General features: G+C 71.8%; 12 protein-coding genes. 11 read left to right on the top strand and 1 reads right to left on the bottom strand.

Going from position 1 to position 14610, the window contains the following annotated elements:
• The first annotated feature begins 37 nt into the window (after nt 1–37).
• Genes F1721_RS09480 through F1721_RS09465 form a run of 4 tightly spaced genes read left to right on the top strand, consistent with a single transcriptional unit; the run spans nt 38 to nt 3904 of the window.
• Nucleotides 38–1099 carry an ABC transporter permease gene (locus F1721_RS09480; RefSeq protein WP_170301413.1) on the top strand — a complete coding sequence of 354 codons (1062 nt, stop codon included), beginning with the start codon at nt 38–40 and terminating at the stop codon, nt 1097–1099.
• Nucleotides 1096–2064 (top strand): NAD(P)-dependent oxidoreductase, encoded by a 969-nt coding sequence (locus F1721_RS09475; protein WP_150066474.1) that lies wholly within the window; start codon nt 1096–1098, stop codon nt 2062–2064. The genes F1721_RS09480 and F1721_RS09475 overlap by 4 nt, the downstream gene beginning before the upstream one ends.
• Nucleotides 2061–2984: a saccharopine dehydrogenase NADP-binding domain-containing protein gene (locus F1721_RS09470; RefSeq protein WP_150066221.1), complete on the top strand. Its 924-nt coding sequence runs from the start codon at nt 2061–2063 to the stop codon at nt 2982–2984. The genes F1721_RS09475 and F1721_RS09470 overlap by 4 nt, the downstream gene beginning before the upstream one ends.
• Nucleotides 2981–3904 (top strand): phosphotriesterase family protein, encoded by a 924-nt coding sequence (locus tag F1721_RS09465; RefSeq protein ID WP_150066220.1) that lies wholly within the window; start codon nt 2981–2983, stop codon nt 3902–3904. Before F1721_RS09470 ends, F1721_RS09465 begins: the two co-directional genes overlap by 4 nt.
• A gap of 38 nt (nt 3905–3942) precedes the next feature.
• On the opposite strand, the gene F1721_RS09460 is transcribed toward F1721_RS09465, so the two are convergent.
• Nucleotides 3943–4833 carry a MurR/RpiR family transcriptional regulator gene (locus F1721_RS09460; protein ID WP_211840396.1) on the bottom strand — a complete coding sequence of 297 codons (891 nt, stop codon included), beginning with the start codon at nt 4831–4833 and terminating at the stop codon, nt 3943–3945.
• Nucleotides 4834–4917: 84 nt separating this feature from the next.
• On the opposite strand from F1721_RS09460, the gene solA reads away from it, so the two are divergent.
• The 7 genes from solA to F1721_RS09425 all read left to right on the top strand — a co-directional run bounded on the left by solA (nt 4918) and on the right by F1721_RS09425 (nt 14582).
• The gene (solA, locus tag F1721_RS09455; protein WP_150066218.1) at nt 4918–6060 is read left to right on the top strand and encodes an N-methyl-L-tryptophan oxidase; all 1143 of its coding nucleotides are present in this window, start codon (nt 4918–4920) and stop codon (nt 6058–6060) included.
• A gap of 112 nt (nt 6061–6172) precedes the next feature.
• Nucleotides 6173–8236, top strand: a complete 2064-nt coding sequence (locus F1721_RS09450; protein WP_150066217.1) for a hydantoinase/oxoprolinase family protein — start codon at nt 6173–6175, stop codon at nt 8234–8236.
• Nucleotides 8233–9885: a hydantoinase B/oxoprolinase family protein gene (locus F1721_RS09445; protein ID WP_150066216.1), complete on the top strand. Its 1653-nt coding sequence runs from the start codon at nt 8233–8235 to the stop codon at nt 9883–9885. Before F1721_RS09450 ends, F1721_RS09445 begins: the two co-directional genes overlap by 4 nt.
• 26 nt (nt 9886–9911) lie before the next feature.
• On the top strand, nt 9912–11165 hold the full coding sequence (locus F1721_RS09440) for an MFS transporter (protein ID WP_211840395.1): 1254 nt from the start codon (nt 9912–9914) through the stop codon (nt 11163–11165).
• Between the two features lie 163 nt (nt 11166–11328).
• Nucleotides 11329–11937 carry a helix-turn-helix domain-containing protein gene (locus F1721_RS09435; protein WP_150066215.1) on the top strand — a complete coding sequence of 203 codons (609 nt, stop codon included), beginning with the start codon at nt 11329–11331 and terminating at the stop codon, nt 11935–11937.
• 36 nt (nt 11938–11973) lie between these two features.
• Complete coding sequence (locus F1721_RS09430; RefSeq protein ID WP_150066214.1) at nt 11974–13452, top strand: peptide MFS transporter; 1479 nt, start codon at nt 11974–11976, stop codon at nt 13450–13452.
• Between the two features lie 32 nt (nt 13453–13484).
• Nucleotides 13485–14582: an NAD(P)/FAD-dependent oxidoreductase gene (locus F1721_RS09425; RefSeq protein WP_150066213.1), complete on the top strand. Its 1098-nt coding sequence runs from the start codon at nt 13485–13487 to the stop codon at nt 14580–14582.
• Nucleotides 14583–14610 lie beyond the last annotated feature (28 nt).

Raw genomic sequence — 14610 nt, 5'->3', positions numbered from 1 at the left:
CCGGGCGAGGGTGCCCGGCGAGAACACAGGAGATGCCATGACCGACGTCGCAAGCGCCCCCGCGCCGTCCGCGGCGGGCGGGAAGCGCAAGCGCAGGCCCAAGCCGCAACCGGACGAGTCGGAGATCCTGCGGCTGAGCCACCTCTTCGACCGCGGGTTCGGCGGCATCCCGGTGCTGCTGGTGATCGCCTTCGCGCTCAGCCTCGCCACCGATTCGTTCCTGACCGGCACGAACCTGGACAACCTGGGCCGCCAGGTGTCCATCTACGCGATCATCGCGGTCGGGCAGCTGCTGGTGATCCTCACCGCGGGCATCGACCTGTCGGTGGGCTCGGTGGTCGGCCTGGCGGGCGTGGTCGCCGCGACCGCGGTGTTCGAGACCGCGGGCGGCCTCCCGGTGGTGCTGGCCGTCGCCCTCGCGCTGGTCGTCGGCGCGGCGGCCGGTCTGGTCAACGGCGTGCTGGTGGCGGTGCTGCGGATGCCGCCGTTCATCGTGACCCTGGGCATGATGGGCATCGCCCGCGGCGCGACGCTGCTGCTCACCGACGGCCGCACGGTGCAGCCGCTGCCCGCAGAGTTCACCGCGATCGCCGGTGGTTCGGTGTTCGGGGTGTCGAACCTGACCTGGTTGATGCTGCTGGTGGCGGTCGTGATGGCCTGGCTGCTGCGGCGCACCGTGTGGGGCCAGTACGTCTACGCGGTCGGTTCGAACGTCGAATCCGCCCGGTTGACCGGGGTTCCGGTGCGATCGGTGCTGCTGTCGGCCTACGCGCTGTCCGGGCTGCTCGCCGCGTTCGCGGGTGTCCTGCTGGCCTCGCGGCTCGGCAACGGGGTCCCGACCTCGGGCACCGGCTACGAGCTGCAGGCCATCGCCGCGTGCGTCATCGGCGGGGCCAGCCTGTTCGGCGCCAAGGGCACCGCGCTCGGTGCGCTGGTCGGGGCGCTGGTGGTCGGGCTGCTCAACAACGGGGGCACGCTGCTCGGCGTCGACCCGTTCTGGCTGCAGATCGCGATCGGGGTGCTGATCCTGATCGCGGTGGGCGCGGAGAACCTGCGCGGCGGCAAGTCGCGCGGCCTGCCGGGGATGGCGGCGAGATGAGCGGCACGGTTCTGGTCACCTCCCGCTCGTTCGGCAGCGGTGCGGTGCCCTGCGCGGACGAGCTGACCGGTGCGGGCTTGCGCGTCGTCCGCGGGTCCACGGTGCACGATCCGGCCGAGTTGGCGGGTCCGCTGGCCGAGGCCGTCGCCTGGATCGCGGGCACCGCGCCCATCACCGAGGAGCACCTGGCCGCCGCGCCCCGGCTGAAGGTGATCGCGCGGTACGGCGTCGGGGTGGACAACGTGGACCTGGCGGCGGCCGCCCGGCGCGGGATCACGGTCACCAACACCCCGGGCGCCAACAGCGAAGCCGTCGCCGACCTGACGATCGCACTGCTGCTCGCGGCATTGCGCGGTGTGGCAGCCGGGGACCGCGCGGTGCGCGCCGGGTCGTGGCAGACCCGGCGCGGCCGGGAGCTCGGCACCCTGACGCTCGGGGTGGCCGGGCTCGGCCGGATCGGCCGGGGAGTGGTGCACCGCGCCCGGGGCTTCGGAACCCGGGTGCTCGGCCACGACCCGCACCTGGACCCGGTGGTGTTCGAGGTGCTGGGCGTGCGCAACGCCGGGCTGCGCGAACTCGCGGCCGAGTGCGACGCGGTGACCCTGCACGCCCCGGGCGGGCAGCAGCTGGTGGGCCGCGCCTGGCTCGACGCGGCGAAACCCGGGCTGATCGTGGTGAACACCGCGCGCGCCGACCTCGTCGACGAGCAGGCCGTGGCCGACGCCCTCCGGTCCGGGCAGCTCGCCGCGTACGCGGCGGACACCCTGGCGGGGGAGGCGGCTGGCGGGGAGAGCCCGCTGCTGGCCCCGGACCTGAGCGACCGGGTGGTGCTCACCCCGCACTTCGGCGCGCAAACGGTGGAAGCAGTGGACCGCATGGGCACGGGCGCGGTGCGCGCCGTGCTCGACGTCATCGCCGGCCGGACGCCGGAGAACCCCGTCCTGATCGAGGAGAAGACGGCATGACCGACCTGAACGACGACGCGGCGATGGGCTTCGTCGGGGTGAGCACCGGGCAGTCCTCGATCCGCAAGGTCTTCCCGGCCTGGGCCCGGGTGCTCGGGCTGCCGTCGGATCAGCTGGTCGGCTTCGACCTCCCGGTCGGGGCGAGCCGCGAGCAGTACCGCGAAGTGGTCAGCGCCATCCGCGACGACCCGGGCCTGCGCGGAGCGCTGATCACCACGCACAAGATCGGGGTGCACGACGCGGCCGGGGACATGTTCGCCGAGCTGGACCAGTTCGCCGGTCTCTGCGGGGAGATCTCCTCGGTGTCCAAGCGCGGCGGTGCGCTGATCGGACACGCGAAGGACCCGATCACCGCCGGGCTGTCCATCGAGGAGTTCCTCGCCCCGGACCACTTCGCCGCGACCGGCGCGGACCTGCTGTGCCTGGGTGCGGGCGGGGCGGGCACCGCGATCGCCTGGTACCTGGCGCGCCGCGACGACCGGCCGCGCCGGATCGTGTGCACCGACACCGACGAGCGCCGCCTGGCCGAACTGGTCGAGGTCCTGCGCCGGGGCGGGCTGGACACCGGGGGCGTGCTGACCGCGGTGGCGGACGGACCCGCCGACGAGCTGGTCGCGGCGTGCCCGGAGGGCAGTCTGATCGTCAACGCCACCGGTCTCGGCAAGGACCTGCCCGGTTCGCCGCTGTCGGACGAGGTCCGGTGGCCGCGCAACGCCGTCGTGTGGGAGCTGAACTACCGGGGCAGCCTGGAGTTCCTGCACCAGGCCCGTGCGCACGAGGAGTCGGCGCAGCTCACCGTCGTGGACGGCTGGCGGTACTTCATCCACGGCTGGTCGCAGGTGATCGCGGAGGTCTTCGACCTGGAGCTGGACGAGGAGACCGTCGGCGAGCTCGCCGCGGCCGCCGAGGCGGTGCGATGACGGTCCGCACCGTCCGCGGCGACATCCCGGCGCAGGCGCTCGGCCGCACCGACTACCACGAGCACCTGTTCCAGATCTCGCCGCTGCTGCCGGGCGACGAGCTCGACGACGAGCAGCGCAGCGGACAGGAGGCGCAGTCGCTGCGCGCGGCCGGGATCGAGGCGATGGTCGAGGCGACGCCGATCGGTCTCGGCCGCGACCCGGCCGGGATGGCCCGCATCGCCGAGCGCACCGGCCTGCACGTCGTCGCGACGACCGGTGCGCACCGGCAGGCGCACTACCCGGACGATCACCCGCTGCTGGCCAGCACCGAGGAGGAGTTGGCGGAGCGGTTCACCGCTGACCTGGTCACCGGGATGTCCTCTGTGGACGGCTCGCCGACCGGGGTATGGGCCGGGCTGCTGAAAGCGGGCATCGGGTACTGGTCGATCTCCCCGTTCGAGCACCGGGTCCTGGCCGCGGTCGCTGCCGCGCACGTGGCGACCGGGGCGCCGGTGATGGTGCATCTCGAACACGGCAGTGCGGCCTTCGAAGTGCTGGACGAGCTGCGCGGTCATGGGGTGCGCGCCGAGCGGGTGGTGCTCGCCCACGCCGACCGGAACCCTGATCCGGGCTTGCACGCGGAGCTCTGCGCAGCGGGGGCGTACCTCGGCTACGACGGCATCGCCCGGCACCGGGACTGGCCCGACTCGGTGATCCTGGACTGCCTGCTCGCCACCGCCGAACGCGGGGGTGCCGACCGCCTGCTGCTCGGCGGCGACGTGGCCCGTCGCAGCAGGTACCGCGCCTACGGCGGGATCCCGGGTCTGGAGTACCTGCCGAAGCGGTTCTTGCCCCGGTTGGTCCGCGAAGGCGGTGCCGAACTCGCGGACGCGATCATGCGCTCCAACCCCGCCCGGTTGCTCGACTGGCACGCGTGAGCCCCACCGCGCTGCGGGGAGGGGCAGCAGGGACCCGTTCAGAGCTCGGGCAGGTGGCTGATGTCGAGGTTGGTGCCAGCGATCTCGGTGCGCAGTTCGTTGAGGCGTTGGTACTGCTGCACCGCCGAGGTGCGTTCGGCGGCGGCGAGTTCCAGCACGAGGGCGTGCACGATGGTCAGCGGTGCGATGAGCTCGTTCGCCGCCCCTTCGGTGGAGTCGGGGAGCGGTAGCACGGTGTCGGCCCGGGTTTCCCCGGCCTCGTCGATGGCCTCGGTCAGCAGCACGCTGCGTGCGCCGATCCGGTGCGCGTGGTCTAGGACGACACCGATCTCGTGGAACAACCGCAGGGGCGCGACGACGACCACCGCGTGGGCGGGTTGCAGCCGCAGCAGGTCGTCGGCGAGGCGGAATCCGGTCGCGGTCCAGGAATCCGCCGGTCTGCCCGCGCGTCGCAGGCCCAGCGCCAGGTGTTCGGCGATGGCGGCGCTGGGGCCGATGCCGTAGGTCCAGATGTGGTCGGCCCCGTTGAGCGCTGCGACGGCGCGCGACCAGTCGGCGCTGTCGATGAGCGCGGGCACCTCGCCGAGCAGGGTCAGACCGGCGTCGATCACGGGTTGCAGAACGCCGTGCTCGGGGTGCAGCCGCTGCACGCGGTCGTCGAGGACCTGCGCGGGGTCGCGGCGGCGGGCCAGGTGGTCGACGAGGCTGCGCTTGAGGTCGTTGAGCCCGTCGAAGCCGAGCTTGCGCGCGGTGCGGATGACGGTCGCGTCGCTGGTGCCGGTGACTTCGCCGAGCTTGGCGGCCGAGGAGATCGCCGCCTCCTCGGGATGGCGCTGCAGGTAGTCGGCCACCGCCCGTTCGCCGCTCGCGAGCTTGCTCACCTGGTTTCGGATGCGTTGTCCCAGCGACTCGGTTCGTGAAGTGTTCACGTCGTCCATTGTGCCTCCACGAAGTGAATGCTACGTTCCTGGGCTGTTGGAGCCAAGGGTTCCCGACCTCCTGCGGAGACCGTGATGAAACCAGTTCAGCAGTCGCGCGTCGCAGTGATCGGAGTGGGCACGATGGGCAGCCAGCTGCTGCACCAGCTCGCCTCCGACGGCCTCGCGGTGACCGGCTTCGAGCAGTTCGACATCGGCCACGAGCGCGGCGCGGCGGGTGGTGAAACGCGCATCTTCCGCGTCGCGTACAAGGAGGGTGGTGACTACGTCCCGCTGCTGCGCGAAGCGCGCGCGGCATGGCAGGAGCTCAGCGCCCGCGCAGGTGTCCCGCTCTTCGAGCCGTGCGGCGCGATGACCATCGGGTCTGCCGAGGACGCCGACGTGCGCACCGTGGTCGACGTGACCGAGCAGTGGGGCCTCGACGTCGAGCGGCTCGACCACCGGGAGGCCGCCCGGCGGTTCCCGCAGCACCGGCTCTTCCCGGACGACGTCGTGCTGCTCGACCGCCAAGGCGGTCTGCTGCACCCGCAACGCGCGATCGCCGAAACGGCCCTGCTCGCCGAGAAGGCCGGAGCGAAGCTGCACACCGGCACCACCGTCGAGGACGTCGTCGAACGCGGCGACGGCGTGGCCGTGCGCTTCCGCCGCGGCGACGAGGTCCAAGTCGAGGAGTTCGACCAAGCGGTCGTGTGCACCGGACCGTGGATCACCCGGAGCGTGCCGGTGCTCGCTCGCGACGTGGAGATCCGGCGCGCCGTGCTGTGCTGGTTCGAGACCGCCGAGGGCTGGGGTCCCGCGCACTTCCCGGTGGGAATTCGGCGCAGCGGCGGGGAGAACACCTTCTCCTTCTTCCCGGACGTCGGCGGCGGGGTGAAGGTCAACCTGCACGTGCCGAAGTCCACTGTGGATGACCCGGACCTGCTGGATCCGGAGGTGGCGCCGGACTACGTCGCGAGGGTGTCCGCGGCGGTGTCGAACTGCCTGCGCGGGCTGCCTGCGCGCCCCACCGCGGTGCGGACCTTCGCGGAGGGCTACACCGCGGACAACCACGGCATCATCGGCCGGGACCCGGACCGGCCGAACGTGCTGGTGATGGGCGGCTTCTCCGGTCACGGCTTCAAGCTGGCGCCCGTGTTCGCGAGGGCTGCCGCGGATCTGCTGCGCTCCGGTCGCACCGACGTGCCGATCGACCACTTGTCGCTGTCCCGCCTCCGCTGAGGCGGATCGGCCCCTCTCCCCGAACGTCCCCGTGCCGCCCCGGCGGCACCTCCTCCGCAGTCCCGGTCCGGGACTCCCGCACCGCTCGTTCGAACGACCCTTGAGGAACGCCATGCTGCGCATCGGTATCGACGTCGGCGGCACGTTCACCGACGTGACCGCGCTGGACACGTCCACCGGCCGGTTCCACATCCACAAGCTGCCGTCCACCACCGACGACCAGTCGATCGCCGTCGCCGACGGCGTCCGCGCGGTGCTGCGCCTGTCCGGTGCGGACGCGGCCGAGGTCGGCTACCTCGGGCACGGCACCACCGTGGCCACCAACACCGTGCTGGAATCCAACGGCGCCCGCACGGCCCTGGTCACCACCTCGGGCCTGCGCGACGTCCTGGAGATCGGCCGCCAGCAGCGCCCCGACCTCTACGACCTGGACGCCGACAAGGCGCCACCGCTGGTGCCGCGATCCCAGGTGCATCCGGTGGTGGAGCGGATGTCGGCCGAGGGCAAGGTGCTCGAACCGCTCGACACCGACGACCTCGCCGCGGTGATCGACCGGGTGCGCGCCGACGAACCCGAGGCCGTCGCGGTGTGCTTCCTGCACAGCTACCGCAACGCCCAGCACGAGCTGGAGGTGGCGGAACGGCTGCGCGCGGCGCTGCCCTCGGTCTACGTGTGCGCCTCCGCCGAGATCGCACCGGTCTTCCGCGAGTACGAGCGGTTCTCCACCACCGTGGTCAACGCCTACGTCGGACCGCGCATCAACCGCTACACGTCGCGGCTGGCGGAGCGGATCCGGTCCACCGGAGTGCCGGTGGAGCCCAAGGTGATCGGTTCCAGCGGCGGCATGATGTCGCTGGCCTCGGTCGGCCGCTACCCGGTCACGACGCTGCTGTCCGGGCCGTCGGCCGGCGTGGTCGCCGCGGCGCACGTGGCCGCCCAGGCGGGCTTCGACGACCTGATCACCTTCGACATGGGCGGGACCAGCACCGACGTGTGCCTGGTGCGCGACGGTCGCGCGCTGGTGTCCGCGCAGCGGCGCATCAACGACCGCCCGGTGCGCACACCGTCGCTGGACATCCACACCGTCGGCGCCGGTGGCGGCAGCATCGCCCGGGTGGACACCGGCGGGGCGCTGGAGGTCGGTCCCCGCAGCGCCGGATCCCAGCCCGGACCTGCCGCCTACGGGCGCGGCGGGGTCGAACCCACCGTCACCGACGCCGACGTCCTGCGCGGGCGGTTGAACCCGGAGCACATCCTCGGTGGCGCGCTCGCCGTCGACCACCCGGCGGCAGCGCGGGCGGTGGAGGGCGTCGCCGCCGCGATGGGCGTGGACCGGGCGGTGGCCGCGCGCGGCATCGGCCGGATCGCGGCGGTCAACATGGCCGGTGCGGTGCGCAAGGTCTCGGTGGAGGCAGGCGAGGACCCGCGCGACTACGTGCTGGTCGCCTTCGGCGGCGCCGGACCGCTGCACGCCGTCGAGGTCGCGCGCGAGGTCGGCATGAGCACGGTGCTCGTACCGCCGAACCCGGGAACGCTGTGCGCGCTCGGGCTGCTCGTCACCGACATCCGCACCGAGTTCGCCAAAGCGGTGCTGGCCGACGTCGCCGACAGCGACCTGGACAAGCTCAACGAAGCGCTGCACGAGGTCCACAGCAGTGCCGTGGAGTGGCTGACCGCCGAAGCACCCTCCGATGTGGACACGACCATCACCGGTGCGGCCAGGATGCGCTACGCGCGGCAGAACTTCGAACTCCCCGTAGCGCTGCCGCAGCGAGTGATCGACGCGGCGCGGTTCGACGCCGCCGCGCTCGCCGAGCTGACCGAGGCCTTCCACGACCAGCACACCAAGAGCTACGGCTTCGCCCACCACGACGCCCGGGTGCAGATCGTGGAGGTGCAGCTGACCCCGGCGGCGGTGGTGGCCAAACCCGAACTGCCCGCCATCGAGGAGGGAACCGACCTCGCAGGCGCGCTGCTCGGGCACCGACCGGTCGACTTCGACGAGACCGGCCAGCTCGACACCCCCGTCTACGACCGGTCGGGCCTGCGCGCGGGCACCGTGCTGCCCGGCCCCGCCATCGTCGAACAGCTCGACACCACCACGGTCATCACCCCGTCGTCCACCGCGCGCGTCGACCGCTGCGGCAACCTGATCATCGAACTGGAGCAGCGATGAACACTCCCGACCCGATCACCGTGCAGGTCATCGGCGCGTCCCTGGTGACCGTCGCGGAGGAGATGGGCGCGGTGCTGCGCCGGGCCAGCTACTCGACGAACATCAAGGAGCGGTCCGACTGCTCCACCGCGCTGTTCGACGAACGCGGCGAACTGGTCGCCCAGGCCGAGAACATGCCGATCCACATGGGATCGATGACCGGCCTGATCGACTCGCTGGAGGCCTCCGCGCTGACCGCTCAGCCCGGCGACGTGTTCATCACCAACGACCCCTACCACGGCGGTGGCACCCACCTGCCGGACATCACGATGGTCAAGCCGGTGTTCGACGGCGACGAGCTCCTCGGCTACAGCGCCAACATCGCGCACCACTCCGACATCGGTGGCCGGGTGCCGGGCAGCAACGCGGGCGACTCCACCTCCCTGTTCCAGGAGGGCCTGCGGATCCCGCTGGTCAAGTTCGCCACCGCCGCCGGGGTCGAGCAGGCGCCGCTGGCGTTCGTCGAGCTGAACTCGCGACTTCCCCACGAGCGGCGCGGTGACATGCTCGCCCAGCTCGCCTCGGTGGAGCTCGGGGAGCGGCGGCTGCGCGAGGTGCACCAGCGCCACGGCCGCGATACCGTCCGCGCTGCGACCGCGCACCTGCTGGAGCACTCCCGGAAGCGGCTGTCGGCGGCCCTGCTCGAGGTCCCGGACGGTACTTACCGGTTCCGCGATCTCATGGACCCCAGCGACGGGCCCGCCACCGAGATCGCGGTGGCCATCACCATCGCCGGTGACCGGGTGGCGCTGGACTTCGACGGCACCGGACCGCAGAGCCCGGTCGGCATCAACGTGGTGCGCCCGGCGCTGGAGGCCACCGTCTACTACGCCTTGAAGGCGGTGCTGGACCCCGGCATCCCGCCCAACGGCGGGTTCTTCGACGCCGTCGACATCAGCGCGCCGCGCGGCAGCATCGTCAACCCGGTCGAGCCCGCACCGGTCACCGCCCGCACCGACACCTGCCAGCGGGTCGCCGACGTCGTGCTGGGCGCGCTGGCCGAGGCGGTGCCGGAACGAGTCCCCGCGGCCAGCCACAGCACCGTCACGTACGTGACGTTCTCCGGGGAGCATGACGGCGAGTTCTTCGTCTACCCGGAAGTGGTGGCCGGGGGTGGAGGCGCCCGGACCGGCAAGGACGGCATGGACGCGATCCAGGTGCACATCACCAACTCCTCGAACCTGCCCATCGAGGCGTTGGAGCAGGAGTACCCGCTGCTGGTCGACACCTACGAGCTGATCCCCGACTCCGGCGGCGCAGGTGCTCACCGCGGCGGCCTCGGCGTGCGCCGGGACGTGCGAATCCGCTGCGACCACGCCGAGTTCTCCGCGCACGCCGACCGGCAGGCATCCCGCCCGTGGGGTCTGCGCGGCGGTCAGGACGGCAGTCCCGGGCGGTTCGTCATCAACCCCGGCCGCGCCGATGAGCGCCAACTGCCGGGCGGTCGGATCTCCGGGGTGCAGCTGCGCGAAGGCGACGTGCTCCGGGTGGAGAGCCCGGGCAGCGGCGGCTTCGGGGATCCCGCGCAGCGTTCGCCGGAGCAGGTGCGGGAGGACCTGCGCAACGGTCGCATCACCGAACGGGCAGCACGCGAGCACTACGGATTCTGATTCCCGGCGCCGATTGGAGTGCAGGAATGACGACGACATCGACTGTCTCCGCACCCCCGGACAGATCCCTGGTCCGCAGGGTGACCTGGGCGACCTGGTCAGGTTGGGGACTGGACGGCTTCACCAACCAGATGTTCCCGCTGGCGCTCAGCGGCATCATCGCCGCGCTCGGCCTGACCACCGCCCAGGGCGGTCTGGCGACCTCCAGCGCGCTCATCGCCTCGGCGGTGGGCGGTGTGGTGGGTGGGCGTCTGGCCGACCGGTTCGGCCGGGTCCAGGTGCTGGTGCTGGTGATCAGCGCCTACGCCCTGTTCACCGGGCTGACCGCGACCGCGCAGAACTTCGAGCAGCTGCTGATCTGGCGCACCCTCGAAGGGTTCTTCTTCGGTGCGGAGTGGCCGGTCGGTGCGGCGCTGATGGCCGAGTACGCCGCACCGGAGCGCCGGGGCCGGGCGTTGGCCTGGATCCAGTCGGCCTGGGCGGTGGGCTGGGCGATGGCCAACCTCAGCTACGTGCTCAGCCACGCGTGGCTGCCCGAGACCATCGCCTGGCGGGTGATGTTCGCCGTCGGCGTCCTGCCCGCCGTGGTCGCCCTGCTGATCCGCCGGGGCCTGCGCGACGTCCCGACCAGCCGGGTGCGGCGCGGGCCGCGGCAGAAGGGGGTGTTCGGCGAGCTGTTCGCCCCCGGGCTGCGCAAGCACACCGTGCTGGGCACCCTCTTCGGCGCCACCGGACTGGCCAGCACCTACGCGCTGCAGACCTGGATCCCGCTGTACTTGAAGGAAGAACGCGGTCTGAGCGTGAGCAGCACGGCGCTCTACATCTGGTTCATGATCGTCGGCAACTGGCTCGGCTACGTGCTCGGCGGGCACGTGCACGACCGCATCGGCCGACGCTGGGCGTTCACAGTCTTCTACCTGGGCACTGCGGTTTTCGGCGTCCTGTTCATGGCTGTTCCCGTTACCGCGCTCTGGTACAACCTGCTGCTCGCAGCCGTGGTCGGGTTCTTCATCTCGGCTCAAGCATCGGGCAAGGGCGCGCTGTTCACCGAACTGTTCCCGGCACGGGTGCGCGGAACCGGGGCCGGGATCACCTACAACGTCGGCCGCGGCGTAGCGGCGTTCAGCCCGGCGCTGATCGGCTGGGCATCGGACGGGATCGGGCTGGGCAGCGCCATCATCGTGATCTTGATGGTGTGCACGGCGCTGACCGTCCTGTTCATCTGGCTGCTGCCCGAGACCAGGGGGCGAGTGCTCGACGAGCAAGCACCACCTAGTTGACGGCAATCCAGCACGTGGCGAACTCGATCGACTGCCGCCGGGACCCGTGCGGAGAGCTCCGCTGTCCACATTGGATCGTCCTGGTTGCTCACGGATGTTCAGTATTGACTGTCCCTGTTCGGTGTGACTAAATTCCGCTACCCGAGCGGAAGGGGCAGGAACCGTGGTCGAGAGCGCTCGTCCCGATGGCCCGAGCCGGTTGGTCGGTGCCGAGATCAAGCGGATCCGCGCCGAGCGCGGCCTGACGCTGCGGGAGCTGGCGGAGCGCTGCGGGCTGTCCCCGGGCTTCCTCTCGCTGGCCGAGCGCGGCGTCAACTCGATCTCGCTGACCTCGCTGTTCGCGCTGGCCAACGCGCTGGACGTGGATGCCGCCGAGCTGCTGGGCACGGCCGGGCGCCGCAGCCGGCGCGAGTACTCGATCGCCCGGCACGACGACCCCGACGCCACCCGGGTGGTGATGGGCGAGCGGGAGCACCGCGTGCTGACCGCGGACCTGCCCGACCAGCGCATCGAAGCGCTGGTCACCGCGGTGCACCCGACCGCCGGGCCATCGCCGGTCACCCAGCACGACGGCGAGGAGTTCTGCTACGTGCTGCGCGGCGAGCTGACGTTCCTGCTGGCCGACGAGACCGCGGTGCTCGCCGCGGGCGACTCGATCCACTTCAAGTCCAGGGTTCCGCACGCCATCCACAACCGCGGCACCGACGTCGCCGAGGTGCTCTGGACGGTCGACCGCCCGATGCTGCGGCGATCTGACGGCCCCGCACGCTGACCTCCCGCCGGTGCGCCCCTCCTTCGAAAGGCGGCCATGAGCGAGCAGACGAAGGTTTCCCCCGACGACAGAGCGTTCTTCGGCCACCCCCGCGGGTTGGCCACGCTGTTCTTCCTGGAGATGTGGGAGCGGTTCTCCTACTACGGGATGTCCGCGATCCTGCTGTACTACCTGTACGACCGGACCTCCGACGGCGGGCTCGGGATGGACAAGCCGACCTCGTCGGCGCTGGTGTCGATCTACGGCGCCCTGGTGTTCATGTCCGGCATCTTCGGCGGCTGGCTGGCCGACCGGGTGCTGGGCATGCGCCGCGCGGTCCTGGTGGGCGGGCTGCTGATCATGTGCGGTCACCTGGCGCTGACGGTGCCCGGCGGGTTGCCCGCGCTGCTGGTGTCGATGCTGCTGATCGTGGTCGGCACCGGGCTGCTGAAGCCGAACGTGTCGAGCCTGGTGGGGGAGCTGTACTCGCCGACCGACCATCGTCGCGACGCCGGGTTCTCCCTGTTCTACATGGGCATCAACCTGGGCGCCTTCCTCGCGCCGTACCTGGTGGGCACGCTCGGGCAGCAGATCGGCTACCACCTCGGCTTCGGTCTCGCGGCCATGGGCATGGCCGTCGGGCTGGTCGTGTACGCCCGGGGTCGGGCGCGGCTGGGCCAGGCCGGGGACGCGCCGACGAATCCGCTGCGCGCCGGCGAGCGGCGCCAGGTGGGGAGGCGCGCCGCGGTGGGAGTCGCGGTGCTGGTGGTGGCGGTCGCGGTTCTCGCCGTCACCGGATCGCTGACCGTCCAAGCGCTGATCAACGCCGTGTCGGTGCTCGCGGTGCTGCTGCCCGCGGCGTACTTGGTCATGATGCTGCGCAGCCCGCACACCGATGCCGTGGAGCGGTCCCGGTTGATCGCCTACATCCCGCTGTTCCTCGGCGCGGTGTGCTACTGGGTGGTCAACGAGCAGTCCGGCTCGGTGCTGGCGCAGTTCGCCGACACGCGGACCGATCTGGAGATCCTCGGGTTCGCGGTGCCGTCGTCGTGGTTCCAGTCGCTGAACCCGATCGCCACGCTGGTCCTGGCACCGACCTTCGCCTGGCTGTGGATCAGGCTGGGGGACCGGCAGCCCGCGACGCCGCGCAAGTTCGCCATCGGACTGCTGCTCGGCGGGGCGTCGTTCGTGCTGATGGCCGGGCCCGGTCTGCTGCACGGCGTGGACGCGTTGGCCAGCCCGTGGTGGCTCGTCGCGAGCTACTTCGTGGTGATCTGCGGATCGATGTGCCTGTCGCCGGTGGGGTTGTCGGCGACCACCAAGCTCGCCCCGCGGGCGTTCCTGGCGCAGATGATGAGCTTGTGGTTCTTGGCCTCCGCCGCGGCGGAGGGCATCAACGCGCAGCTGGTGCAGCTCTACCGCCCGGAGACCGAAGTCGGCTACTTCGCCGGGGTCGGCGCGGCGGTGATGGCCGCCGGGGTCGTCATGCACCTGATGACGCCGTGGGTGCAGCGGCGCATGGGCGGTGTGCGGTGAGAGGGAATCGGTCGGATCAGGAGGAGCGGAAGATGCGAGTGGCGGTCATCGGGAGCGGCATCGTCGGAGCGGCAGCCGCTTACGAGCTGACCCGGGCTGGAGCAGACGTGGTCCTGGTGGACTCGCTGACCCCGGGCCGTGCGACCTCGGCCGGGGCGGGCATCATCTGCCCCTGGTCGTCCAGGGTGGACGATCCGGACTGGTACCGGTTCGCCGTTGCCGGGGCGGAGCACTACCAGGAACTGCTGGCGGCGTTGGCGGCTGATGGGGAGACCGAGCTCGGCTACCGCCGGGTCGGCTCGCTGCGACTGGTCACCGACGACGAGGCGGACGAGGTGCTCCGGTGCGTGGCCGAGCGCGCTGCGGAGTCGCCGATGGCTGGCGACGTGGAGCTGATCAGCGCTCGCCGGGCCCGCGAGCTCTTCCCGCCGCTAGAGCACGACGGCCCGGCGATCCACATCCCCGGGGCAGCGCGGCTGGACGGCCGGTTGGTCCGGGATGCGATGCGCCGCGCCGCGGTTCAGCGCGGCGCCCGGACCGTCAACGGCACGGCCGCGATCGTCGCCGACAGCGCGGTGCGCGGAGTGCGGGTCGGGGACGCGTTCATCGAGGCGGATGCGGTGATCGCGGCGGCCGGTGCCTGGTCGCCGCAGCTGCTGGAACCGATCGGCGTCCAGGTGCGGGTCGTGCCGCAGCGCGGGCAGATCACGCACTTGCGGCTGCCAGGCGTGGAAACCGCGAACTGGCCGGTTGTGCTGCCCCGGTCGCGGCACTACCTCCTGGCCTTCGACGACTCGCGCGTCGTGGTCGGCGCGACCCGCGAGGACGGCGCCGGTTTCGACCACCGGGTGACCGCCGCGGGCCTGGCCGAGGTGCTCGGCGAAGCGCTGTCGGTGGCTCCTGGGCTGGCCGGTGCCACGCACGTGGAGACCCGCATCGGGTTCCGCCCGATGGGGCCCGACATCCGGCCGCTGCTCGGTGCGGTCCCGCAGGTCCCCGGGCTGGTCGTGGCCAACGGGCTGGGGGCCTCCGGCCTGACGATGGGCCCGTACGCGGGGGCGGTCGCGGCGCGGCTGGCCCGCCAGGTCGACCCGGGAATCGACCTGGCGCCCTACGACCCGCTGCGCTGAGGGGTCACCCCGGCCGCAGGATCAGGTG

It is taken from the genome of Saccharopolyspora hirsuta, assembly GCF_008630535.1.
GTDB classification, from domain to species: domain Bacteria; phylum Actinomycetota; class Actinomycetes; order Mycobacteriales; family Pseudonocardiaceae; genus Saccharopolyspora; species Saccharopolyspora hirsuta.
This window is presented reverse-complemented; position numbering and strand designations above follow the sequence as displayed.

Excerpts from the sequence above, each read along its gene's own strand:
- F1721_RS09480 (WP_170301413.1), top strand. The coding sequence starts at position 38 with ATGACCGACGTCGCAAGCGCCCCCGCGCCGTCCGCGGCGGGCGGGAAG.
- F1721_RS09475 (WP_150066474.1), top strand. The coding sequence starts at position 1,096 with ATGAGCGGCACGGTTCTGGTCACCTCCCGCTCGTTCGGCAGCGGTGCG.
- F1721_RS09470 (WP_150066221.1), top strand. The coding sequence starts at position 2,061 with ATGACCGACCTGAACGACGACGCGGCGATGGGCTTCGTCGGGGTGAGC.
- F1721_RS09465 (WP_150066220.1), top strand. The coding sequence starts at position 2,981 with ATGACGGTCCGCACCGTCCGCGGCGACATCCCGGCGCAGGCGCTCGGC.
- solA (WP_150066218.1), top strand. The coding sequence starts at position 4,918 with ATGAAACCAGTTCAGCAGTCGCGCGTCGCAGTGATCGGAGTGGGCACG.
- F1721_RS09450 (WP_150066217.1), top strand. The coding sequence starts at position 6,173 with ATGCTGCGCATCGGTATCGACGTCGGCGGCACGTTCACCGACGTGACC.
- F1721_RS09445 (WP_150066216.1), top strand. The coding sequence starts at position 8,233 with ATGAACACTCCCGACCCGATCACCGTGCAGGTCATCGGCGCGTCCCTG.
- F1721_RS09440 (WP_211840395.1), top strand. The coding sequence starts at position 9,912 with ATGACGACGACATCGACTGTCTCCGCACCCCCGGACAGATCCCTGGTC.
- F1721_RS09430 (WP_150066214.1), top strand. The coding sequence starts at position 11,974 with ATGAGCGAGCAGACGAAGGTTTCCCCCGACGACAGAGCGTTCTTCGGC.
- F1721_RS09425 (WP_150066213.1), top strand. The coding sequence starts at position 13,485 with ATGCGAGTGGCGGTCATCGGGAGCGGCATCGTCGGAGCGGCAGCCGCT.